This window comes from Rhizobium sp. 768_B6_N1_8 (genome assembly GCF_051811225.1).
In the GTDB taxonomy this organism is placed as follows: Bacteria; Pseudomonadota; Alphaproteobacteria; order Rhizobiales; family Rhizobiaceae; genus Rhizobium.
Genome location: NZ_JBPWPV010000002.1, coordinates 2,134,364 through 2,157,202 on the forward strand (window position 1 = coordinate 2,134,364; position 22,839 = coordinate 2,157,202).

General features: G+C 60.7%; 19 protein-coding genes. 5 read left to right on the forward strand and 14 right to left on the reverse strand.

Features of this window, described 5'->3' with window-relative positions:
• Positions 1-46: 46 nt before the first annotated feature.
• From glpK to AB8B33_RS34250, 9 genes are all read right to left on the reverse strand, one after another.
• Positions 47-1,543, reverse strand: a complete 1,497-nt coding sequence (glpK, locus tag AB8B33_RS34210; RefSeq protein ID WP_439018776.1) for a glycerol kinase GlpK — start codon at positions 1,541-1,543, stop codon at positions 47-49.
• A 115-nt stretch (positions 1,544-1,658) separates the two neighbouring features.
• Positions 1,659-3,389 carry an ABC transporter substrate-binding protein gene (locus AB8B33_RS34215; RefSeq protein ID WP_439018777.1) on the reverse strand — a complete coding sequence of 577 codons (1,731 nt, stop codon included), beginning with the start codon at positions 3,387-3,389 and terminating at the stop codon, positions 1,659-1,661.
• 78 nt (positions 3,390-3,467) lie between these two features.
• The gene (locus tag AB8B33_RS34220) at positions 3,468-3,749 is read right to left on the reverse strand and encodes a DUF2160 domain-containing protein (protein ID WP_439018778.1); all 282 of its coding nucleotides are present in this window, start codon (positions 3,747-3,749) and stop codon (positions 3,468-3,470) included.
• Positions 3,750-3,761: 12 nt separating this feature from the next.
• Positions 3,762-4,583, reverse strand: coding sequence for a carbohydrate ABC transporter permease (locus AB8B33_RS34225; protein WP_113320244.1), 822 nt, complete (start codon positions 4,581-4,583; stop codon positions 3,762-3,764).
• A 14-nt stretch (positions 4,584-4,597) separates the two neighbouring features.
• On the reverse strand, positions 4,598-5,464 hold the full coding sequence (locus AB8B33_RS34230) for a carbohydrate ABC transporter permease (RefSeq protein WP_037108406.1): 867 nt from the start codon (positions 5,462-5,464) through the stop codon (positions 4,598-4,600).
• 3 nt (positions 5,465-5,467) lie between these two features.
• Positions 5,468-6,538 carry an ABC transporter ATP-binding protein gene (locus AB8B33_RS34235; protein ID WP_113320245.1) on the reverse strand — a complete coding sequence of 357 codons (1,071 nt, stop codon included), beginning with the start codon at positions 6,536-6,538 and terminating at the stop codon, positions 5,468-5,470.
• A 9-nt stretch (positions 6,539-6,547) separates the two neighbouring features.
• A complete protein-coding gene (locus tag AB8B33_RS34240) occupies positions 6,548-7,624 on the reverse strand; it encodes an ABC transporter ATP-binding protein (RefSeq protein ID WP_113320246.1) in 1,077 nt (358 codons plus the stop codon).
• 42 nt (positions 7,625-7,666) lie between these two features.
• Positions 7,667-9,196 (reverse strand): glycerol-3-phosphate dehydrogenase, encoded by a 1,530-nt coding sequence (gene glpD, locus AB8B33_RS34245; protein WP_439018779.1) that lies wholly within the window; start codon positions 9,194-9,196, stop codon positions 7,667-7,669.
• A 112-nt stretch (positions 9,197-9,308) separates the two neighbouring features.
• On the reverse strand, positions 9,309-10,082 hold the full coding sequence (locus tag AB8B33_RS34250) for a DeoR/GlpR family DNA-binding transcription regulator (RefSeq protein WP_439018780.1): 774 nt from the start codon (positions 10,080-10,082) through the stop codon (positions 9,309-9,311).
• Positions 10,083-10,325: 243 nt separating this feature from the next.
• Between AB8B33_RS34250 and ftsZ the strand changes: the two genes are divergently transcribed.
• Positions 10,326-11,348: a cell division protein FtsZ gene (ftsZ, locus tag AB8B33_RS34255; protein WP_439018781.1), complete on the forward strand. Its 1,023-nt coding sequence runs from the start codon at positions 10,326-10,328 to the stop codon at positions 11,346-11,348.
• 147 nt (positions 11,349-11,495) lie between these two features.
• Complete coding sequence (locus AB8B33_RS34260) at positions 11,496-11,660, forward strand: hypothetical protein (protein WP_439018782.1); 165 nt, start codon at positions 11,496-11,498, stop codon at positions 11,658-11,660.
• A 63-nt stretch (positions 11,661-11,723) separates the two neighbouring features.
• Here AB8B33_RS34260 and AB8B33_RS34265 read toward each other — a convergent pair whose 3' ends face one another.
• On the reverse strand, positions 11,724-12,947 hold the full coding sequence (locus AB8B33_RS34265) for a flavin monoamine oxidase family protein (protein WP_439018783.1): 1,224 nt from the start codon (positions 12,945-12,947) through the stop codon (positions 11,724-11,726).
• Positions 12,948-13,051: 104 nt separating this feature from the next.
• Here AB8B33_RS34265 and AB8B33_RS34270 point away from each other — a divergent pair, with 104 nt between their 5' ends.
• A complete protein-coding gene (locus tag AB8B33_RS34270; RefSeq protein WP_439018919.1) occupies positions 13,052-14,593 on the forward strand; it encodes a cation:proton antiporter in 1,542 nt (513 codons plus the stop codon).
• Between the two features lie 59 nt (positions 14,594-14,652).
• On the opposite strand, the gene AB8B33_RS34275 is transcribed toward AB8B33_RS34270, so the two are convergent.
• From AB8B33_RS34275 to AB8B33_RS34285, 3 genes are all read right to left on the reverse strand, one after another.
• Positions 14,653-16,650, reverse strand: a complete 1,998-nt coding sequence (locus AB8B33_RS34275; RefSeq protein ID WP_439018784.1) for a primary-amine oxidase — start codon at positions 16,648-16,650, stop codon at positions 14,653-14,655.
• Between the two features lie 67 nt (positions 16,651-16,717).
• On the reverse strand, positions 16,718-16,867 hold the full coding sequence (locus AB8B33_RS34280) for a hypothetical protein (protein ID WP_439018785.1): 150 nt from the start codon (positions 16,865-16,867) through the stop codon (positions 16,718-16,720).
• Between the two features lie 14 nt (positions 16,868-16,881).
• A complete protein-coding gene (locus tag AB8B33_RS34285; RefSeq protein WP_439018786.1) occupies positions 16,882-18,321 on the reverse strand; it encodes an APC family permease in 1,440 nt (479 codons plus the stop codon).
• A gap of 118 nt (positions 18,322-18,439) precedes the next feature.
• Here AB8B33_RS34285 and AB8B33_RS34290 point away from each other — a divergent pair, with 118 nt between their 5' ends.
• Complete coding sequence (locus AB8B33_RS34290) at positions 18,440-19,453, forward strand: AraC family transcriptional regulator (protein WP_439018787.1); 1,014 nt, start codon at positions 18,440-18,442, stop codon at positions 19,451-19,453.
• A 68-nt stretch (positions 19,454-19,521) separates the two neighbouring features.
• Here AB8B33_RS34290 and AB8B33_RS34295 read toward each other — a convergent pair whose 3' ends face one another.
• Positions 19,522-20,328, reverse strand: a complete 807-nt coding sequence (locus AB8B33_RS34295; protein WP_439018788.1) for a transporter substrate-binding domain-containing protein — start codon at positions 20,326-20,328, stop codon at positions 19,522-19,524.
• Between the two features lie 248 nt (positions 20,329-20,576).
• Here AB8B33_RS34295 and AB8B33_RS34300 point away from each other — a divergent pair, with 248 nt between their 5' ends.
• Positions 20,577-22,835 carry a putative bifunctional diguanylate cyclase/phosphodiesterase gene (locus AB8B33_RS34300; protein WP_439018789.1) on the forward strand — a complete coding sequence of 753 codons (2,259 nt, stop codon included), beginning with the start codon at positions 20,577-20,579 and terminating at the stop codon, positions 22,833-22,835.
• Positions 22,836-22,839 lie beyond the last annotated feature (4 nt).

A 22,839-nucleotide genomic window follows, 5' to 3' on the forward strand; every position in this document is an offset into this window, starting at 1 on the left:
CCTGACACCGCCCGGCTCTTTCCCGACGGTGGTGGTCCGCGCTAGGTCAGGTCACCGTGCTGAGTGTTCGCGCAATCGCGTTGCGCCAGCCGACAATTCTCGCCTGCCTGTCTACGTCAGTCATATCGGGCTCAAAGCTACGGTCGCTCGCCCAGGCGCGCGCGAACTCCGTCCGGTCCGGCCAGACACCGGCCTTCGATCCGGCAAGCCAGGCTGCACCGAGCGCTGTCGTCTCCAAGGTCGCCGCCCGATCGACCGGACTTGAGAGAATGTTGGCGAGATGCTGCATGGTCCATTCGGAGGCCGACATGCCGCCATCGACGCGCAGCACGGTTTCGATCGGATGGTCGCCCCAATCGCTGCGCATCGCCACCAGCAGGTCGAGCGTCTGGTAGGCGACCGATTCCAGGACGGCGCGCGCCAGCTCCGCCGGGCCGCTGTTGCGCGTCAGGCCGAAGATCGCGCCCCGCGCCTCCGGATCCCAATAGGGAGCACCGAGGCCGGTGAAGGCGGGCACGACATAGACCCTTTGCTGCGGATCGGCTCTGTCAGCCAGAGCACCGGTTTCCGATGCGTTCCCGATAATGCCGAGACCATCACGCAGCCACTGCACGGCCGCACCGGCAATGAAGATCGACCCTTCCAGCGCGTAGGTGGTCTTGCCGTTCAGACGGTAGGCGATGGTGGTGAGCAGCCGGTTCTTCGAGTGGACGCGGTCGTCACCGGTATTCAGGAGCGCGAAACAACCGGTGCCGTAGGTCGACTTCACCATGCCCGGTTCGAAACAGGCATTGCCGATTGTCGCCGCCTGCTGGTCGCCCGCGACCCCGAGGATCGGGATCGCCGCGCCGAAGATGTCAGGATCGACCGTGCCAAAATCGTCGGCACTGTCCTTGACCTCGGGCAGCAGCGCCCGCGGGATGCGCAGGATCTCGAGAAGCTCGTCGTCCCAGCGGTTCTCGGCGATATTGTAGAGCAGGGTTCGCGAGGCGTTGGTCGCATCGGTGACATGCGCCCGCCCGCCGGTCAGCTTGTAGATGATCCAGCTGTCGATGGTACCAAAACAGACCTCTCCGGCTTCGGCACGGGCACGCAGTCCCTCGACATTGTCGAGCAGCCAGCGCAGCTTCGTGCCGGAAAAATAGGGATCGAGAAGCAGACCGGTCTTGGCGGTGAAGAGCTTTTCATAGCCATCGACTTTCAGCCGGTCGCACATTTCCGCCGTGCGCCGGTCCTGCCAGACGATCGCCTTGTGAAGCGGCCGGCCGGTGGCTTTTTCCCAGACGACGGTCGTCTCCCGCTGGTTGGTGATGCCGATGGCGGCGACTGCGCCAGGAGCTGCGCCGCTCTTTGCCAGGGCGTCGCGGGCCGTCGAAAGCACCGTGTCCCAGATTTCGTTTGCATCATGCTCCACCCAGCCGGTCTGTGGGAAATGCTGGGTGATCTCCGTCTGGGCCGACGATACGGTCCGCATCTGAGGGTCGAAAATTATGGCTCGTGACGATGTCGTGCCCTGGTCGATGGCAAGGATGTGGCCGCTCATGACATCTGTTTCCTGCGCAGCAGCCGTCGTTCCGCCGGAACGGCAGCTCTGTTCCCGTTATTATCATGGAAATTTAGGGATGGCCGGGCGCAGCCGCGCCCGGCCAGTTTGACGCCTACTTCTTGGCGTCGGCCCAGCTCTTGACGAGATCGTCATAGTTGATGGTGACGGGCTTTTCCTTCTCGTTCTCGATCTTCAGCTGCGGCGCAAGGTTGCCCTTCTTCACCGCGTCTGCGTTCCAATAGGCGAGATCATGCTCCTCGGCGAGTTTCGGGCCAATATCGCCCTGCACCTTCGCGCGTTCCAGGCGCTGCAGCACCTTTTCCTGTTCGCCGCACAGCGAGTCCATGGCTTCCTGCGCCGTCTTTGCACCGGAAGCGGCGTCGCCGATCGCCTGCCACCACAACTGCGCGAGTTTCGGATAGTCAGGAACGTTCGTGCCGGTCGGCGACCACTGAACGCGGGCCGGCGAGCGATAGAACTCGATCAAGCCACCGAGCTTCGGAGCACGTTCGGTGAAGCTCTTGTCGCGAATGGTGGATTCGCGGATGAAGGTGAGGCCGACATGGCTCTTCTTCACGTCCACGGTCTTCGAGGTGACGAACTGCGCATAGAGCCATGCAGCCTTGGCGCGATCGTCAGGCGTCGACTTCATCAGCGTCCAGGAACCGACGTCCTGATAGCCGAGCTTCATGCCGTCCTTCCAGTAGACGCCGTGCGGGCTCGGAGCCATGCGCCATTTCGGCGTGCCGTCATCATTCATGACCGGCAGGCCGGGCTTGACCATGTCGGCGGTGAAGGCCGTGTACCAGAAGATCTGCTGGGCGACCGCACCTTGTGCCGGCACCGGACCGGATTCGGAGAAGGTCATGCCGCCTGCCTCCGGCGGAGCGTAGGCCTTTATCCAATCGAGATATTTCGCGATCGAATAGACGGAAGCCGGACCATTGGTATCGCCGCCGCGTGCAACGCACGAACCGACCGGACGCGAATTCTCGTCGACCTTGATACCCCATTCATCGACAGGAAGGCCGTTCGGCAGGCCCTTGTCGCCATTGCCGGCCATCGACAACCAGGCATCGGTGAAGCGCCAGCCGAGCGACGGGTCCTTCTTGCCATAGTCCATGTGGCCGAAGACCTTCTTGCCGTTCACATCACGACCGGTGAAGAATTCGGCAATGTCCTCATAAGCAGACCAGTTGACGGGAACGCCGAGGTCGTAGCCGTATTTGGCCTTGAAATCGGCCTTGTTCTTCTCGTCGTTGAACCAGTCATAGCGGAACCAGTAGAGGTTCGCGAACTGCTGGTCGGGAAGCTGGTAGAGCTTCTTGTCCGGCGCGGTCGTGAATTTGGTGCCGATGAAGTCGTCGATATCCAGGCCCGGATTGGTGACATCCTTGCCTTCGTTTGCCATCCAGTCCGTCAGCGAGCGGGCCTGCTGGTAGCGCCAATGGGTGCCGATCAGGTCGCTATCGTTGACATAGGCGTCATAGATATTTTCGCCCGACTGCATCTGCGTCTGCAGCTTTTCGACCACGTCACCTTCGCCGATGAGGTCGTGGGTGATCTTGATCCCGGTGATCGCGGTGAAGGCAGGCGCGAGCACCTTCGATTCATATTCATGCGTCGTCAGCGTTTCGGAGACGACCTTGATGTCCAGGCCAGCGAAGGGTTTGCCGGCATCGACGAACCACTGCATTTCTTTTTCCTGGTCGGCGCGGGAAAGCGTCGAGAGATCGCCGACTTCCTTGTCGAGGAATGTCTTGGCCTCGTCCATGCCGGCATAGGCCGACGCGGTCATTGCCAGCAGCAAGCCTGCTGTCGTCGTCAGTAAGTGCTTTCGCATAATATCCTCCCGGGTTTGCGATTGCAGGTCTCACGTCTCAGGCGGCCAGTACCCCCGGCCATCTGTATCACCCTGGCATCACACGTAGCGGAACACGCCGATCGCGTAGATCACGGAGATGCCAAGAGCCCACCACAGGTTGGGTCCGATGAGACCCAGCCATGCAAGATGAATGAATGCTGCGCCGAGCAGCGAAATGAAGAGCCGGTCGCCGCGCGTCGTCTCGAAACGAAGCAAGCCGACGCGCGGCGAGCCGCCCGGCGAAAAATATTCCCAGACGCTCATGCCGATCAGCAGCGCCAGGATCGTCAGGAAGAACAGCGCCGTCGGCAGCGTCCAGGCCATCCAGGAAAAGCTCATGTCCGGTCCTCCTCAGACGCGACCCAGGGCAAAGCCCTTGGCGATGTAATTGCGGACGAAATAGATGACGAGGGCGCCGGGAATGATGGTGAGCACGCCGGCTGCCGCCAGCACCCCCCAATCCATGCCGGAAGCCGAGACGGTGCGCGTCATGATCGCCGAGATCGGCTTTGCGGCCGTGGTCGTCAGCGTGCGGGCAAGAAGCAGCTCGACCCACGAGAACATGAAGCAGAAGAAGCCTGCGACACCCACCCCGCTCGCGATCAGCGGAATGAAGATCTTGATGAAGAAGCGCGGGAAGGAATAGCCGTCGATATAGGCCGTCTCGTCGATCTCCTTGGGTACGCCCGACATGAAACCTTCGAGGATCCAGACCGCCAGCGGCACGTTGAACAGGCAGTGGGCAAGCGCCACGGCAATATGCGTGTCGATCAGGCCGAAGGCCGAATAGAGCTGGAAGAAGGGCAGCGCGAAGACCGCCGGCGGCGCCATGCGGTTGGTCAAAAGCCAGAAGAACAGGTGCTTGTCGCCGAGGAAGCGATAGCGCGAAAAGGCATAGGCAGCCGGCAGTGCTGCGGCGACCGAGATCACCGTGTTCATCACCACATAGATGATCGAGTTGATATAGCCGTTGTACCAGGACGGATCGGTGAAGATGACCGCATAGTTGCGCACCGTCGGGTTCGTCGGCCACAGCGAGAAGGCGCCGGTGATCTCGGCATTCTCCTTGAAGCTCATATTGACGAGCCAGTAGATCGGCAGGATCAGGAAGATGATGTAGATCGTCGGGACGAGCCAGGAAAGGTTACCTGCAGGTTTGTATTTTTTGGTCATGTCTGCGCCCTCCTTCAGCCGTTCGCGTCGCCGCTGGTCATCACGGTGTAGAACACCCAGGAGAGCAGCAGGATGATGAGGAAGTAGATGATCGACATGGCCGCCGCAGGGCCGAGATCGAACTGGCCGACCGCCATTTTCACCAGATCGATGGAGAGGAAGGTCGTAGAGTTGCCGGGGCCGCCGCCGGTGACGACGAAGGGTTCGGTATAGATCATGAAACTGTCCATGAAGCGCAACAGCACGGCGATCAGAAGCACACGCTTCATCTTCGGCAGTTGGATGTAGCGGAAGACGGACCAGCGCGAGGCTCCGTCGATCTTGGCCGCCTGATAATAGGCATCCGGGATCGAAACGAGGCCGGCATAGCAGAGCAGCACAACAAGGCTCGTCCAATGCCAGACGTCCATGATGATGACGGTCACCCAGGCATCGACCGGATCGCGCACATAGTTGTAGTCGAGGCCCATCGCTTCCAGCGTGTGACCGAGCAGGCCGATATCGACACGGCCGAAGACCTGCCAGATCGTGCCGACGACGTTCCACGGAATAAGGAGCGGCAAGGCCATCAAGACGAGGCAGACGGGAACGCCCGGTCCCGATTTCGGCATGTTGAGCGCGATGAAGATGCCGAGCGGAATCTGCAGCGCCAGAATGATGAAGGAGAAGAGCAGGTTGCGCTGCAATGCTTCCCAGAAACGGTCGGAATGCAGGGTCTGGACGAACCAGTCCGTGCCGGCCCAGAAGAACTCGTTATTGCCGAACGTATCCTGCACCGAATAGTTGACGACGGTCATCAGCGGGATGACGGCCGAAAATGCCACGAGCAGCAACACCGGCAGGACCAGAAACCAGGCTTTGTTGTTCCACGTCTTCTGCATGGGTCAGGCCTCCCTGCCGACACGCCAGCTGTCGGCGTAAATGCTGATGGCTGAGGGATCGAAGCTGACGCGGGCGTCATCAGGGATTTCGCCATCCTCAGGCACGACGATTGCAATCGGCTGGCCGGCGAAACGGGCGCGCACGATCTTCTGGCGGCCGATATCCTCGACCTTGCTCACCGATACCGGCATGCCCTCCCGTCCGAGCCGGATGAATTCCGGCCGGATGCCGAGCTCGGTCTTGGCCGCGCCCTCGGTCTTCGGCGCATAGTCGAGCGTCAGCGTCTCGTCGCCGACCCTGACGCTGCTGCCGTCGATCTTTGCCGGCATCACGTTCATGCCGGGCGAGCCGATGAAATAACCGACGAAGGTGTGGCTTGGCCGCTCGAAGAGCTCGGCCGGCGTTCCGATCTGGACGATCTGGCCATCATACATGACGACCACCTTCTCGGCGAAAGTCAAAGCCTCGGTCTGGTCATGGGTGACATAGACCATTGTGAAGCCGAACTGTTTGTGCAGCCGCTTCAGCTGCGAACGCAGCACCCATTTCATATGGGGATCGATGACTGTCAGCGGCTCGTCGAAGAGGATGGCGTTGACGTCGTTGCGCACCAGCCCGCGCCCGAGCGAGATCTTCTGCTTCTGGTCGGCGGTCAGGCCCTGCGCCTTGCGCCTCGCCCAGCCGGCAAGGTCGATCATTTCGAGAATGTCGCGTACGCGTCGGTCGACATCCGCTTCTGCCACGCCGCGGTTGCGCAGCGGAAAGGCAAGATTGTCGTAGACCGTCATCGTGTCGTAGATGACCGGAAACTGGAAGACCTGCGCAATGTTGCGGCTTTGGGTCGAAAGGTCCGTGACATCCTTACCGTCGAACAGGATGCGGCCATGTGACGGCTGCAGAAGACCGGAGATAATATTGAGCAGCGTGGTCTTGCCGCAGCCGGAGGGGCCGAGTAGCGCATAGGCGCCGCCGTCATTCCATTCGTGGTCGACTTCCTTCAGCGAATAATCCTTATCGCTCTTCGGATTGGCGCCGTAAGCGTGGCGGATATGGTCGAGCGTGATGCGTGCCATTGTGCTCTCCTAAACCTTTCCAACCGTGGCGATGGCCTGCCCATCGGCGCCGAATGCCATCAAGTGGCGCGTGTCGAGATAGGCTTCGATCTCCATGTCCGGATCGATGTCGTGAATGCCGTGCGCCAGCATCACCCAGCGCACGCCGTCATAGTCCAGATGAACGAAGCTCTCCGAGCCGGTGATTTCCGACACCAGCGTGCGCGCCTTGAGGCGAGCCGCATCGCCGGTCTGCGGCGCCAGCCCGAGATGGTGCGGATGGAAGGCGATCGTCACGGGTCCATCGGACACGGTGGAAAGATGGGCCGGAACCGGAAGCGTGCCCCCGCCCGGGCGCACAAAGACATGACCTGATTTGGTGACCTCGATGGCGTTCAGCGGCGGATCGGCGAAGATGCCGGCGGTGGCGAGATCAACCGGTCGCCGATAGACATCGATCGTCGGCCCGAACTGCGTGACCCGGCCGGCGTTCAGCGTTGCCGTATTGCCGCCGAGCAACAGCGCTTCGGAAGGCTCGGTGGTGGCGTAAACGAAGATTGCCCCCGACTGGGCGAAGATCTTCGGCAGTTCCTCGCGCAATTCCTCGCGCAGTTTATAGTCGAGATTGGCAAGCGGCTCATCCATCAGCACGAGGCTGGCATTCTTGACAAGGGCGCGAGCGAGCGCCGTGCGCTGCTGCTGGCCGCCGGAGAGATTGAGAGGCGTGCGATCGAGATAGGGCGTCAGTTTCAGGAGTTCGGCTGCCTTGCGCACATCGCGGTCGATCGCAGCCGCATCCTTGCCGGAAATGCGCATCGGCGAGGCGATGTTCTCATAGACGGTCAGTGCCGGATAATTGATGAACTGCTGGTAGACCATGGCGACGTTGCGCTTCTGCACCGGCATGCCGGTGACATCGGCGCCGTCGAAATGCACGGAGCCTTCCGTCGGCCGATCAAGCCCCGCCATCAGCCGCATCAGCGACGTCTTGCCCGACAAGGTCGGCCCCAGCAGGACATTCAGCGTGCCCCGCTCGAGGACCAGATCGGTCGGATAGATATGATAGTCCGCGCCCACCATCTTGGCGGCGTTTCGCAGCTCCAGCATTCCGATTCCCGTGCCTCCTCGCAACGGGGACCACACGCCACCTTATCCGGCCATCTGTGCCGGTATGGCAGCCATGTACTCCTCCAGTGATCTCACCTGCTCCTTCGAAAGACGCAGGCCATCCTTTGTTCTTCGCCAGAGCACGTCTTGCGCGTGCCTGGCCCATTCATGTTCGATCAGGTAGCGAACCTCGGCCTCGTAGAGATCGGATCCGAACAGCCTGCCGAGATCTTCTGTCTTCTGGGCATTGCCGAGAAGCGTGGCGGCCTTCGTGCCGTAGCGGCGGACAAGCCGGCGGGCATGGGGCTCGGTCAGGAACGGATAGCTCGCCTTGAGCTTGCCGACTTCGCCCTCATAGCCCTGCACCGGAAAGTCGCCGCCCGGCAGATGGCTGCCCGCCGTCCACGGCCTGCCCTTGACGCCGATCGCTTCGCCGATCTTTTCGAGTGCATGTTCCGACAGCCGCCGATAGGTGGTGAGCTTGCCGCCGAAGACATTGAGAAGCGGTGCCTCGCCCTGCTTGCCCTCGACCTTCAAGACATAGTCACGCGTCGCTTCCTGTGCCTTCGAGGCGCCGTCGTCGAAAAGTGGGCGAACTGCCGAATAGGTCCAGACGATATCGTCGGGCTTGACCGGCTCCTTGAAATATTCCGACGCCGCATTGCAGAGATAGAGCGTCTCTTCCTCGGAGATCTTCACGTCCTTCGGATCGGCGGTGTAGTCGCGATCGGTGGTGCCGATCAGCGTGAAGTCGGTCTCGTAGGGGATGGCGAAGATGATGCGGTTGTCGGGGTTCTGGAAGAAATAGGCGCGCGGTCCCTCGAACTTCTTCCTGACGATGATGTGGCTGCCCTGGACGAGACGCACATGGCGGGCCTCGTTCTGGCCGAAGGCGGAACGGATGACATGATCGACCCAGGGACCGGCGGCATTGATGAGCATGCGGGCCTGATGGCGCTCGCTCTTGCCGGTCACCGTGTTGATCGTCTCGATCGTCCAGACGCCATTCTCCTGAGCATCTTTCTCCTGTCTGGCCGACACCACCCTGGTGCGCGGCATGATCAGCGCGCCCTTGTCGGCGGCATCGCGGGCATTGAGCACCACCATGCGGGCATCGTCGACCCAGCCGTCGGAATATTCGAAGGCTTTGGAAAACAGCGCCTTCAGCGGCTTTGCCGCCGGATCGGTGCGCATGTTCAAGACCGCCGTCGGCGGCAAAAGCTTGCGGCCGCCGAGATGGTCGTAGAGGAACAGGCCGAGCCGGATCATCCAGGCCGGACGGATGCCGCCCTTGTGATAGGGCAGCACGAAGCGCAGCGGCCAGATGATGTGCGGGGCCATGGCCCACAAAATCTCGCGCTCCATCAGCGATTCCCGCACCAGCCGGAACTCGTAATGTTCGAGATAACGCAATCCGCCATGGATGAGCTTGGTCGCACCCGACGAGGTGCCGGAGGCGAAATCATTCATCTCGGCAAGCGCGACCGTATAACCACGGCCAACCGCATCGCGCGCGATCCCGCAGCCGTTGATCCCGCCCCCAATGACGAAAATATCGTTGATACGGCTCATGCTCCCCCTCTTTGAGCCAGGACAGCGCAACGGTTCCCCCACCATTGCGAAAGTGAGGATGATTAAACCGAAAATTTTTCGAATGTCAAACGAATGTTGTTCACCGCTAAAATCAGCGGTTAGCTTTCGCTGTTTCGACCAGCACAACACCGCTCTGCTGACAGATAGTGCGGATAGAAGGCGAATCGCATTGGTCGGTGATGAAGGTATGGACCTGCGAAATCTGGCCGATACGGACGGGTGCTGTCCGTTCGAACTTGGTCGAATCTGCTACCAGGATGACGTGTCTGGCATTGGCGATGATGGCCTGGGCCACCTTCACCTCACGGAAATCGTAGTCGAGCAAAGCGCCATCCGGATCGATCGCGGAGGCGCCGATCACGGCATAATCGACCTTGAACTGCCTGATGAAATCGACGGCCGCTTCCCCGACGATACCACCGTCGGATTGGCGTACCACGCCGCCGGCAATCACCACCTCGATATTGTCGATCAGCCGCAATCTATTGGCGACATTGATGTTATTGGTGATCACCATCAATTCGTGATGATCGGAGAGCGCCTCTCCGACCGCTTCCGTCGTCGTGCCGATATTGATGAAGAGCGAGCTGTTATTGGGGATGAGATCAGCGGCAGCAACACCGATCGCCTGTTTTTCCGTCGCGGCGATCTGGCGCCGGGCGTCATAGCGGACATTCTCCGTCCCTCGCGGGAAGGTTGCGCCGCCATGAATGCGCGTCAGAAGCTGCGCATCGCAAAGATCGTTTAGATCCTTGCGGATCGTCTGCGGTGTCACGGCAAACTGCGCCGCCAGATCATCGACCAGTACCCGGCCCAACGACCTCGCAAGCGCGATGATCTTCTCCTGACGATCCGACAGAAACATGCGCCCTCCCTTCGTTTCACTTTCATCTTTAGCCAAACTTCGCCTCGAGGCAAAGCAATCGCTGCTGGTGCGATCCTCCGGATCAATCTCACCGTGCGGTCTTTTCGAACATGAACGAGTGCTGAAATCCCTTTGGATATTGCAAAGCTCGCCCCGCCTCTGCCTTGTTGCGCACTTAACGTATTATGCGATTCGCTATCCGCGACGGGGCGGAGCATGCACGAGGGACAAAAGGAGAGTTCGATGACAGACGCCAAGAGCGGCATTACAGGACTACGGCCGCAGATCACGGTGATTGGCGTCGGCGGCGGTGGCGGAAACGCGATCAACAACATGATCGCCGAAAAACTTGCGGGCGTTGATTTCATCGCCGCAAATACGGACTCCCAGGTGCTGGCGACCTCCAAGGCGACGCGCCGCATCCAGCTCGGCGCCCATGTCACGGAAGGTCTCGGCGCCGGCTCCCTGCCGGAAGTCGGCCGCGCTGCTGCCGAGGAATCGCTCGACGAGATCATGGATCACCTGAGCGGCTCGCATATGTGTTTCGTCACCGCCGGCATGGGCGGCGGCACCGGCACGGGTGCGGCACCCGTCATTGCACATGCGGCACGTTCGGCCGGCATCCTGACGGTCGGCGTCGTCACCAAGCCCTTCACCTTCGAGGGCAATCGCCGCATGAAGATGGCGGAAGCCGGCATCGAAGCGCTGCGCCAAGCGGCCGATACCGTCATCGTCATTCCTAACCAGAACCTGTTCCGCATTGCGGATGCCAAGACCACCTTCGCCGATGCCTTTATGACGGCGGACCGTGTGCTTTATGCCGGTGTTGGCTGCATCACCGATCTCATCGTCAAGGAAGGCCTGATCAATCTCGACTTCGCCGATGTGAAGTCCGTCATGCGCGGCATGGGCCGCGCGATGATGGGCACGGGCGAGGCTGAGGGCGAGGGACGCGCGATGAAGGCGGCGGAAGCTGCCATCGCCAACCCGCTGCTCGACGATATCTCGATGAAGGGTGCCAAGGGCGTGCTGATCTCGATTTCTGGCGGCTCTGACATGACGCTGTTCGAAGTCGACGAGGCTGCAAGCCGCATTCGCGACGAAGTGCAGGACGACGCCGAAATCGTCGTCGGAGCGATCTTCGACCGCAGCTTGGACGGCAGGTTCCGTGTCGCTGTCGTGGCGACCGGCCTGGAAGGCGCTGGAGCGACCGCTGCCGCGCCGGGCTTCGCCGCGGGGCAGCTCCAGGGCCGCACGTTGCAATAAGGCGACAAGATCGCCTGGCCGATTCTCCAAATCACACCTGGATCGGTGTATCGGAGAGGCAGGATCGACTGCCCCTCCGTCCATTCGCTAAGCACAAGTGTCCAATGGCGATTGCGCCTCGGAGAATGAAGTCATGCGCGAAAAGATATGGGCTTGCAGGAGCACGAGAACGCCATCGAGCACTGGCTGCGCACGGACGTTGCGGCCGCCTATGATGCCCATAAGGCCGATCCTACCAAGGCCAAGCCCATCGATGAAGCCTGGAAGTATCTGGAAACACGAATGGACGAAATCGACCGGGACGAAGATTGATGGAGCACTATCCGCCCGTCACCGAAGAAACGAAGTTGGATTTGGCGCATATTTAAGCCGGTCCTAGCCACTGTCGCCGATCACCTCGTCGGCGGCCCGCAACCCGCTTTCCCAGGCGCCATGCGCTGTCGAGAAGTCAGATTGATGCGTCGCCTCACCGGCGAAGAACAGTCGGGCGGCGACCGGACGCGCGAGGATGGTGCGGGCGCCGGCATGGCCGGGCAGCGCATGGCTGTAGGAGCCGCGAACCCAATCCGTGTGGCACCAGGACGAGGCTGCGAGCGGACGCAGGTGGCGGCGGATGTTGTTCCCCAAGAGCGATGACAGCTGGTCGAGGGCGAAGGCGAAGGCATCGAGCAGGCCAGCCTGTTCGATGACGACGGCGCCCTTGCCGCCGAAGAAGCCTTCGACGACTGGGCGTCCGAGCGGCCGGATATAATAGCTGCCGGTCTCGTCGTTCCTGGCATCGCCGAGCAGATGGGTTTCCGGCTCGAGACCATGATTGCCGTGAAGCTCCATGAACAGCTTGTCGGCAAGGCCGAGCGGCAGTTGCGCTGCGGCATGCAGGTGATCATCGGCCTCAGGGTCGAAGGCGATCGTGCCACGGGCGAGAACATTGGTCGGGACCGTGACGATTGCCGCACCTGCCGTGACCGGACCGCGATCGGTTTCAAGCCGGACACCCTCAGCGGTCAGCGCGATACGGCGCACCGGCGTCGACAGGCGCAGGGTCACATCGGGAACGGCAGCCCCGATCAGATTTCCATAGCCCTCGTGCACCCGCCAGTTGGCATCGGTTGCGGCATTGTCATAGGCGAGGAAATCGGCGATCGACAGCCGCTCCAGCGGCGCGCCGTTCAGATAGCCGCTGAGCGACTGGCAATAGGCGTTCCACTCACCATTCGGCTCCAGCGCGTCCGAGGCCCTGTCGCTTGCGGGTGGATTGGCCCGCAGCCGCCCTTCAAGCACCTCCCAGGCAGCGGCGGCAGCCGCACGTTCCTCCGGCGAGAAACCGAGATCGCGCCACTGGCTCTGCCAGGCCGTCGGCCCGCGCTCGATCGTAAAGCCTGCCTCGCGGCCGATCGCGACAAGGGGATTGCGCTCGGCCGAATGCAGCCAGCCACAGCCCATATCGAGCGGCATGCCGGAAAGTTCGACCGTCCAGGCCCGGCCGCCGACACGGTTGCTGGCTTCGAGGATGACGACCGAGCGTCCGGCATCGGTCAGCCTTCGTGCCGCAGCAATGCCTGCTGCGCCGGCGCCGATAACAGCCACATCGTAGTCCATCGTCACCGCTCCGCCCCGCGTTTCGTCATCACCTTGATAGGCTTAAGCTTTACATGGGAGCCGCACCCGCTTCAATGCGCCCGAAAGCCTGCTACTATGCCGTCATGACCTTCTTCGAAACCCTCGTTGCCCTGCTGGCCGTCGCCATCCTGCTCCTGCAGATCACCCGGCGCATGCATCTGCCCTATCCCGGCATTCTAGCCGCTGCCGGCGTCGGCGTGGCGATGCTGCCCGGTGCGCCTGTCATCCCGATCGACCCGCCGACGGCGCTTGCCCTATTCATCGCACCGGTGCTTGTCGATTCCGCCTATGATTTCCCGATGGGGGCTGCGCGGCGCATGCTGCTGCCGCTGATCTTCTATGCCGTCATTGCCGTTCTGGTGACGACGGGCGTGGTGGTGTCGATCAGCATGCTGACGGTCGGCCTGCCGATTGCGGTTGCGGTGACGCTCGGCGCCATCGTTGCTCCGCCCGATGCTGCTGCCGCGACCGCCGTGCTTTCCAATCTGCCGGTGGATCGGCGTGTGGACGCTCTGCTCAAGGGCGAAAGCCTGTTTAACGACGCAACGGCGCTGTTGCTGTTTGGAGCGGCACTCACGGTCCAGGCACGCGGCGGGCTCGACGGAGCAACAGCGCTCCAGATTGGCTTTGCCGCACCCGGCGGCATTCTCCTCGGCATCGTCTTCGGCTTTTTCGTCTCGCGGCTGCGGCCAATCACCGAAAATACGGTCGGCGGCACGCTGCTGCAGTTCGTTTATGCCTTTTCGACCTGGCTGATCGCCGAGCATCTGCATCTTTCGGCCGTGCTTGCGACGGTTGCGAGCGCCATGACGATCGCCACGCTTTCGACAGTCGACGATTCCCCGCGCATGCGGGTGCATTCCTTTGCCGTGTGGACGACCGTCGTCTTCCTGCTGAACGTCGTCGCCTTCCTGCTCATGGGGCTTCAGGCGCGCAGCATTGTCGAATCCATGTCGGCCGAGGCCCTCGAGCGGTCGCTGGGCTTTGCCACCATCGTCGTGGTCGGCGTCATCCTGGCGCGACTGACGATGGCCTTCCTGCTGCATGCCTTCGTCATTTCGCGCCACCGGCGCGGCAATCTGCTGGCGCCCTTCAGGCACGGGGAGACCTTTCTGGTCGGCTGGTCCGGCATGCGCGGCTTGGTCACGCTCGCCACCGCCTTTGCCCTGCCCGCCGACTTTCCGGAACGTGACCTCGTCGTGCTGACAGCCTTTGCCGTGGTGCTGGCAACGCTCGTCATCCAGGGGGCAACGCTCGCCCCGATGATCCATTTCCTGAAACTCGGGCGGCAGGCGCAAGTTCACGACGAACTGGAAGCCGCAAGGCGCTCGCTTGCCGAAGCTGCATTTGCGCGGCTCGAGAAGGAAGGTGGCGTCGAGGCTGAGGCCATCAGGACGATCTGCAAGGATCACTGGACGGTGTCCTCTGACGCCGGCGAGACCTCGCCGCTCGTGCGGCGCCGCAAGCTGACGATCGCCGCCGTAATCGCCCAGCGCCAACGCCTCGAAGAGCTGCGCGATAAGAACAAGATCGGGCCGACGCAATATCTCGAATTGCAGGAAGATCTCGACTGGAAGCAGCTCTCGGTCGGCTCCGACGAGGATCGCCGCATTACCGAGAGCTGAGGGGAGATTGCAGATAGGGCGCGCCCTTGCTGTCGCCCCTTATCTGTATGCGATCCCCGTCAATGTCCGCAGCAACTGCCGCTGGCCTTATCCCCCTGATCGGAAGCGGCCGAGCCGTGGTTGTCACGGCTATGCTCATTGCGGGCAGCGGGGAGGTTCATGGCAATGTTGCTGTCGAAGAAGCCGTTCGGCTTCAGGGTAAAGCCCGCATATTCCACCGGCATGATCGGAAAATCCTCCGGTTTGCAGACATGCGTATGCCCGAAAGAATGCCAGAGCACGATATCGGCGTTTTCGATATTCCGGTTGTTCTCGACATATTTCGGCAGGCCGTCTCCGCCTGCATGCACATTCGGATAGTCGCCGGACGCATATTTTTCCTTCGCGTCGAAAGCCGTCACCCAGATGTGCTTCTTGGCAAATCCGCCACGCTGAGCAACGGTCGATCCCTCCTGGGCGAGCATCAGGGGACTTGGCATGACCACCATTTTATAGCCGGGCGCATTGCCCACGGAATTCTGCTCGTTGGGGTTCTGGACCTTCCAATACCTGCCGGTCTCGCCATTGGCGACGGCGGGACTATCGAGTTCCCGTTTCAAGATTTTCGTCTTCGTATCGAAGACGTTGCCATAGGGATTGTCCTCGCCCCATGGGCGTGGCTGGAACTCATGCTCGCTGACGGTATTTCCGCCGCCATCGATATCCATGTGCAGGCGGGCATTGAAGAAATGCTGGTGGGTCGGGCCGCCGAGTTTGTCGTCGACCATTCCACCCCAGGCATATTTCTGGCCACTCGCCACAGCCGCGGTCTGGATAATTCCGGTAAGCTTTGCTTCGAGCTGGATGGTGCCATCCTGATAGAGATACCAGTAGAAGCCGTAGTCATAATTGCCGACCGTCGCGAAGAAGGAGATGACGAGACGGCGCGATCTCCTCACTTCAAAAATGCCGTTTCTGAACTCGTAGTGCTTCCAGAGGATTCCAAAATCCTCCTCATGCATGCAAACGGCGTTCTTCATCATTACCGGCTGGCCGAAATCATCCGCCGACGGGATATCGAAATAGTGTATCTGGCCAAGGCAATCGCAGCCGAGCTCAAGGCTGTTGGCGAGCCGCCCCAGCCCATATTCTCCGGCGTCGAAAGCGCTCTTCCAATAGTGGTTGGCGGTCGGATCGGCATAGGGCACGACCATTTCGGTCACCGAGGCACGGAAGATCACGGGACGAAGCTTGCCGCCATTTTTAATCCCGAGCTCATGCAGGACGAGACCTTCGCGAGGCGTAAAACCGACACGAAACGACCAGTCCTGCCATTGCACTGTCCAGCCATCGACCGAGAAGCTCGGCCCCTCCGGCTGCACGATGTTGAGCGGCTTTACATCCTGGCGGACATCGGGAAAGGACTCCTGTCCATAATTCCGCTTCTTCCTCGGCACCGGAATGACGGTCTCGTCGTCGACGAGATCGACCACCTGATTGCTGATCAGGTCGACAACGGCAACGACCCCTTCGATCGGATGGGCGTAGCCGTTGTCGCGGATATCCTCGCGCCAATAGGAGACGGCGCGAACGATGCGGGCGCCCTTTTCAAATTCCCGTCCGAAAAAACCCGAGGAAAACGGATCGATCTGGACAAGCGGAATATCCTCATCGGTGATACCGCGCTTTTTGACCGCAGCAATCCAGCGGAGGTCCGATTTGACTGTCGCCTCGACGGTCTCGAACTCGCAAAGCATGACAGGTGGCTGCCCGTAAGGCGCAGTTTCAAGCGGCAGCCTCTTGTGCTCGAAGACAGCTTTTTTCGACAGGTCGACGATCGATTCATGGACCTCGCCCGAGCTGGAATCCAGCGACAGGACAAATGCCAGCCGGGGAAGCTTGCTTCCGTCGCGATGCATGGCCATGTCGGATTTGGTCGGCTCCTCCAGGCGAATGATCGGGAAGCGGATCGATTGCGGCAGTTGCTTTTCGTCCTTCAGAATTGCGACGGCTTCCGAGATCTCGGTCAGGCTCAACGGGTCGAGCGGATAAGCAAGCGTTTCTACAATGGCGTCCATTGTCAGTCCTTCATGTGCTTTGGGTGGTGGCAGTGCGCATCTGGCTGCACACTGCAGGGCTCAGCCGTCAGCGGCCGGAGCAGATGTCCATTTCGGGCATGCGATCACCATGGATGCAGAAGACAGAGCAAAATGCGTGTGCTTCTGCCGCCATCAGGATTGTGGCGATGGTCAAAGCCATCAAAGTGATCAGCGACATCCGGTCGACGAGGGTCAAAGGTTGAAGTCTCGTCATTCGAAGGCTTTCCCGAGCGAGGCATAGAGTTCAGGCTTCACGGTCCTGATGCGCACCGCAAAGGCGGCCCCGATCAGGCCGGTCAGCACCACCAGCAGTGGGAAGGATTTCACAATCACGCTTTCCGATCCCGACAAGAGCGGCAGGTTGACGATAACGAGGACGATCGAGCCGAGGATACCGAGCAGCGCCAGGACCGGTGCCACCGTCGTGGTCCATAGACTGTAGCGATGCGGCAATCCCCGGAAGAACAGGACGATGGCAACGCAGACGAGGGCCTGGACGGCCAGGATCCCGAGGACGGCCAGAGCGGACATCCAGGAAAAGACGACCGTATACGGATCGGCGCCAGCTGCGATGAAGCAGACAAGCGCGAGGGCGGCAATGGCGCTCTGGATGGCACCCGCGATGTGGGGCGAACCGTGGACCGGATGGACCTTGCCCATAGCCCTGACGGCGAGCCCTTCGCGTCCAAGCGCGTAGAAATACCGGTTCAGCGTGTTGTGGAAGGACAGGATGCAGGCAAAGAGGCTGGTGATCAGCAGGATATTCATCACCTGCGACGACCATTGTCCGAGGACCGCGTCGGAGGCGACGAAATAGAAAGTTTCCAAGCCGCTGCCGGCAGTCGCCTGCACCTTCGAAGGGCCATAGAACTGCACGATGGCCCAGGTCGACAGCGCGTAGAAGACGGTGATCAGCAAAACGGCGGCATAGGTTGCGCGCGGGATCGTTTTTTCCGGGTTTTCCGCCTCTTCTCCGAAGATGGCAGTGGCCTCGAAACCGATGAAGGAGCCGACCACAAAGACGAGCGCGACGCCGAGGCCCGGCGAAAATACGATGGCCGGGCTGAAGGAGGAGAGGCTGAAACCTTCCGGCCCGCCGCCGGTCAGCAAAATGCCGATATCGAGAAGCAGAAGGATAGCAACCTCAGCCAGCATGCAGATGCCAAGGATCGTGCCTGAAAAGGCAATGTTTCGCTGGCCGCAAAGATGGACGGCCACCAGTGCAGCAAAGGACCAAGCCCACCACGGAAGCGTCACGATCGATGCCACGGCGCCGCTCATGAAGACGCCGAACAACCCGTAGATGGCGATCTGTACCGACGAATAGGTCAGAAGCGCCATCAGCGCACCACCGACACCGGCCGGCTTGCCGATGCCCTGGGTGATGTAGGTGTAGAAGGCGCCCGTCCCGCCGACATGCCGGCTCATCGCCGTGAAGCCGACCGAGAAGATGAGATACAGGATCCCTGCCAGGACGAAGGCACCCGGGACACCGGGTCCATTGCCGAAAGCGAAAGCGGCAGGAGTGGCGCCGACGACGGCGGTGAGCGGCGCTGCTGCTGCCACGACGAAGAAGACGATATGGGCAAGGCCGACGGAATTTTTCGCGAGGCGATCGGGAGGATTTCCCAAAGTGGCGTGCGTTGTCATGAGAACCCCTGTTTTTGATTTTCATCAACACGGTAGCCACGACCGATTGGCCTCAAAATTGCAGTTCATGCCAATGAATCGATAATTTGCGCCATCACTGGCGGCGGGGAACAAAAACATGTCATCTGCCCAGCAAACCGGCACGTCCGCGCAGATATTTGCTTCAATTCGTGCGTCTGTGCTGCTGCCGCTCATCGAACAAATCGACCGGAAATCCGGCAAGGCAGATGTATTGCTTGCCCTTCATGGTCTTCTGCGCAGCCAGCTTGACGATCCCTATGCCATGATTCCCATGAACCGATATGTGGCGATCTTCGAAGATGCGGCATCGATCGTCGGAGATCCGACGATCGGCGCATTGCTTGGAACCCTGTTCAAGCCGAGCGATATCGGCCCGATCGGTGTGCTGTTTTCGATATCGAGCACGATCCGTACCGGCTTCGAACGATTGGCGAAATATGTGAACACCGTCCAGAGCGGCACCAATTCCGGTGTCTTTCAGGAAGACGGCAATCTGGTCTGGAGCTACCGCCTCGACGATCCCAGGCTCTGGCCGAGACGGCAGGACAGCGAGTTCACGCTAGCCGCGTCCTGCCAGCTTGTCCGTGCCTGCTTCGCACGCGGATGGAGACCCGTCGAAGTCCATTTTGAACATCGGACGCCTCGTGATCCGACGACCTTGCGACGGATTTTCCGGGCTCCCTTGAAATTCGGCGAGTCTGCCAATCGCATCGTGGTTTCGGCAGAAGACGCCCACCGCGTCTACCGGCAGGAGCAGCCCGACCTGGCGGCGGTCCTGGAGCGCCATATCGCGGATCTGAGCGGCAAGTTGTTGCAGTCGGACTCGACCGTCGATCATGTGCGATCATTGATCGGGATCTATCTGGGACACAAACCCATCACGCTCGTCGGGCTTTCGCAGGAGCTCAGCCTTTCGCCGCGAACCTTGCAACGGCGCCTCTCCGAGCAGGGGACGTCGTTGAGGGATCTGATGCGGGAATATCGACAAAGTATCCTTGCGCTGCAGAAACAGAACGGCGCGGTCAGAATGAAAGAACTTGCGCAAGTCCTGGGTTACGCGGACGAAACGGTGCTGTGGCGCGCCCGCAAACACTGGGAACGCATGCCTTAGGCGGCAAACAATGCCGCGGCAGGCCCATAGGACCAGCCGCAGCGATCAAGGGAATTCGGCCGGCGCCCTCAACGGATGCTGAATGGGAAATATTTCGCGTTGATCGTGTCGTAGGTGTCGTTAGCCTCGATCTCTTCGAGCGCAGCATTGAGCTTGTCCAGCAACGGTTTGTCGGTCGGGCGCACGGCGATGCCGGCTCCGTCACCGAAATATTCGGTGTTCTTGATATCCTCGCCCTTGAATTCGCAGCAGCTGCCCGCCTTGGTGTTTGCGAGCCAGTCGTAGACCGCCAACTTGTCTTCCAGGATGATATCAACCTTGCCGTCGGCAAGGCCCTTGTAAAGATCCGGCGATGCCTGGAACACCGTCGTTTCGACACCGCTGTAGAATTTCTTGGCGTAGGATTCCTGGGAGGTTGCTGCCGTCACCCCGAGCCGCAGTTTCTTCAGATCATCGGATGACGTGCCGGCAATCTCGTCGTTTTTGCGCGCGATGAAGACCGTCGGGCTGTCATAATATTTCTGGGTGAAGGCAACCTTTTTTCGCCGCTCCGCGCTCATCGACATTGACGAGATGATCGCGTCATATTTGTTGTCGAGCAGGTTCGGGATCATCGCCGTCCATTCCTGGATGACAAATTCGCACTTCAATTTCGCGGTCTCGCAAAGGGCCTTGGCGATATCCACGTCGAATCCCTGAAGCTGATTATTGGAATCGACATAGTTGAACGGCGGAAATGCGCCCTCGACGGCTATGCGGATGCTGTCATTTTCGGCAGCCCGGACAATAGCGGGCTCAAAAATACTGACCGCAACAACGGCCGCACAGGCAAATGCGAAGAACTTCGAACGATAGAGAGATCCTAATCGCAACATATCAATCACCTTGATGTAGAGCTCGATCGCCAACCTTGCATCGGCAAGCGTTGCGCAATGAGCAGCCAATCACAAAACGATTAAAAAGCTCATCATTTTGGGCCATTAATTTTGATGCTGCTTGAAAAGCATTTTGTAAACAATCGCGGTCAGTATCAGGGCGCTCGGGAGAAGACTGCGTGCCTGCTGATCCGTCTTTAAGATTATTCGCTCACAGAGCGACCTGGACGTCGTCCGGGTCGATACTGGTGCTGCTTGCTATCAGCGGCCTGGCAATTCTTGGCCTGGTGTTCCTGGCTGCCATCTGGGCCGGTAGGGAAAGCGACGCAGCCGCCCTCGATCGGCAGCGCCAACTCGTCAACAGCCGCCTCCTGGATCAGGTCCAGCGCGTATCGCAGGACATCCAGCTGATGGGCGCAGGCTATGCTTCGCTGCTGGTGGCGGATTCGGCAACGGCCGGCGGCAAGAGCGAGCGCGCAGGCGCGACATCGGCCGCGACATTCGGCAAGATCGCGACAACGGTATTCGGCTACAATGCGGCATTCCTCGTGACCCCGGCAGGCGAGCTTGCCCTACAGTCCGATCCCGAAACGAAACGCCGCTTCAAATGGGTGCGACCGCTGCTTCAGCCGATGATCCAGGATATGGAAGCAACGCACCACGGTGCGCCGCAGGGGCCGAGCTCCGATCCGGAACCCAGCCGGGTGGAGCTGATGCGGCTTGAGGGCCGCCCTTCGGTCGCCGGCGTCGTTTCGGTCACGGGCTCTTCGAAAGTGGATCCGCAGGAAGGGAATGACGCCAACAGGCTCTACCTCGTGGCGTTCCGCTTCCTTGACGGTATCACGCTCGATACGCTGAGCCGCGAACAGGGCTTGGCCGGCGCTCGTTATGCCCGCACCGCGGACCAGGAGCAGAATGAAGTTGCGTTCGAAATCGAGGCAACGGTAAGCGGCGACCCCATCGGCTTCATCATCTGGAGGCCGGATCTGCCAGGCTCACGCGTCATCGGCCGGCTTGTTCCCGTGCTCTCCGTGGCCGGCCTTGTCATCGCAGGCCTCTTCTTCGCCTTGATGGGCCGTTTGCGCGGCAGCCTCAGAGAACTCAGCGCCAGCGAACATCATGCGCGGCATCTTTCGCTGCATGACGTATTGACGGGCCTGCCGAACCGGGCGCTGTTTGCGGCTCGTTTCGAGCAATGCCTTGCGGCCATGAAATCGCCCGGCGAGCTCGCCGTCCTTGCCCTTGTCGATCTCGACAAATTCAAGGAAGTGAACGACATCCATGGGCATGCGGCCGGTGATGAGCTGCTGCGTGGCGTCGTCGACAGGATGAATGCCCTGATCGAAGCAGGCGACACGCTTGCAAGGCTCGGAGGCGATGAATTCGCGCTGCTTCTTCCCGATATCAGGGAGGGCGACGATAGCTACATCCTCCTCTGCAACGCCATTATCGAGGCCCTGGGCAAGCCGTTCCAGCTTCGCGGCGGTGACGTCGTCGTCCGCATTGGATGCTCGATCGGCATCGCTGCCTTTCATGATGCGGCCCAGGCAACCAGCGAAATTTTGCGGCGTGCGGACGTCGCCCTTTATGAAGCCAAGACCAACGGGCGCGGCCGCTTGATCGAATATGATCCTTCGCTGGATCACCGGGTGGAGGCACGGGAAAATCTCAAGAACGATCTTCGCCTCGTGCTGGAAGATCGTACGCGTCTCGCCGATAGCGCGGAGAATGCGCATTCAGGTGATCCGGGCCATCTGGAGGTCTTCTTTCAGGGCGTGCATCGTGCTGACGCGCATGGAAAACTTTCGGGTGCAGAGGCCCTCGTGCGGTGGCGCCACCCCACCCAGGGATTGCTGTCGCCGGACAAGTTCATCCCGATCGCCGAGGAAGCCGGCATGATCGACCAGCTCGGGGGCTGGGTGCTGAGGAACGCAGCAATGGCAGCCGCAGGCTGGCCAGCCGACATGTCGGTCGCCGTCAACGTCTCGCCCTCGCAAATCCGCCATCGGGACTTCGACCGCCACGTGCTGTCGATCCTGGCGGAAACCGGCCTGCCACCATCGCGCCTCGAGCTGGAACTGACGGAAGCCGCCCTCTTCAACATCGACGAGACCGCGCAGGGAACACTCGGCAGGCTTCGATCCCACGGGATCCGGATTGCGCTCGACGATTTCGGCACCGGCTTTTCTTCGCTCAGTCACCTCATTCAGTTCAACATCGACCGCATCAAGATCGACCGGTCCTTCGTTCGGTTGCTGGGAACACAGGCCGAGGGCGCCGCCATCGTTTCGGCGATCCTGGGCTTGAGCCGCACGCTTGGAAAAGCGACAACGGCGGAAGGCGTCGAGACGAAGGGGCAGAGAGACTTTCTCGTTGCTGCCGGCTGCAACGACTTGCAGGGCTTCCTGTTCTCCCGCCCCTTGCCTCCGGCTGATTTCCTCTCGTCATTGCCATCTGCCGAAGCCATGCGGCCACAGTCGGTTACCGCATCCGCCCCGCGCGGCTGACCGT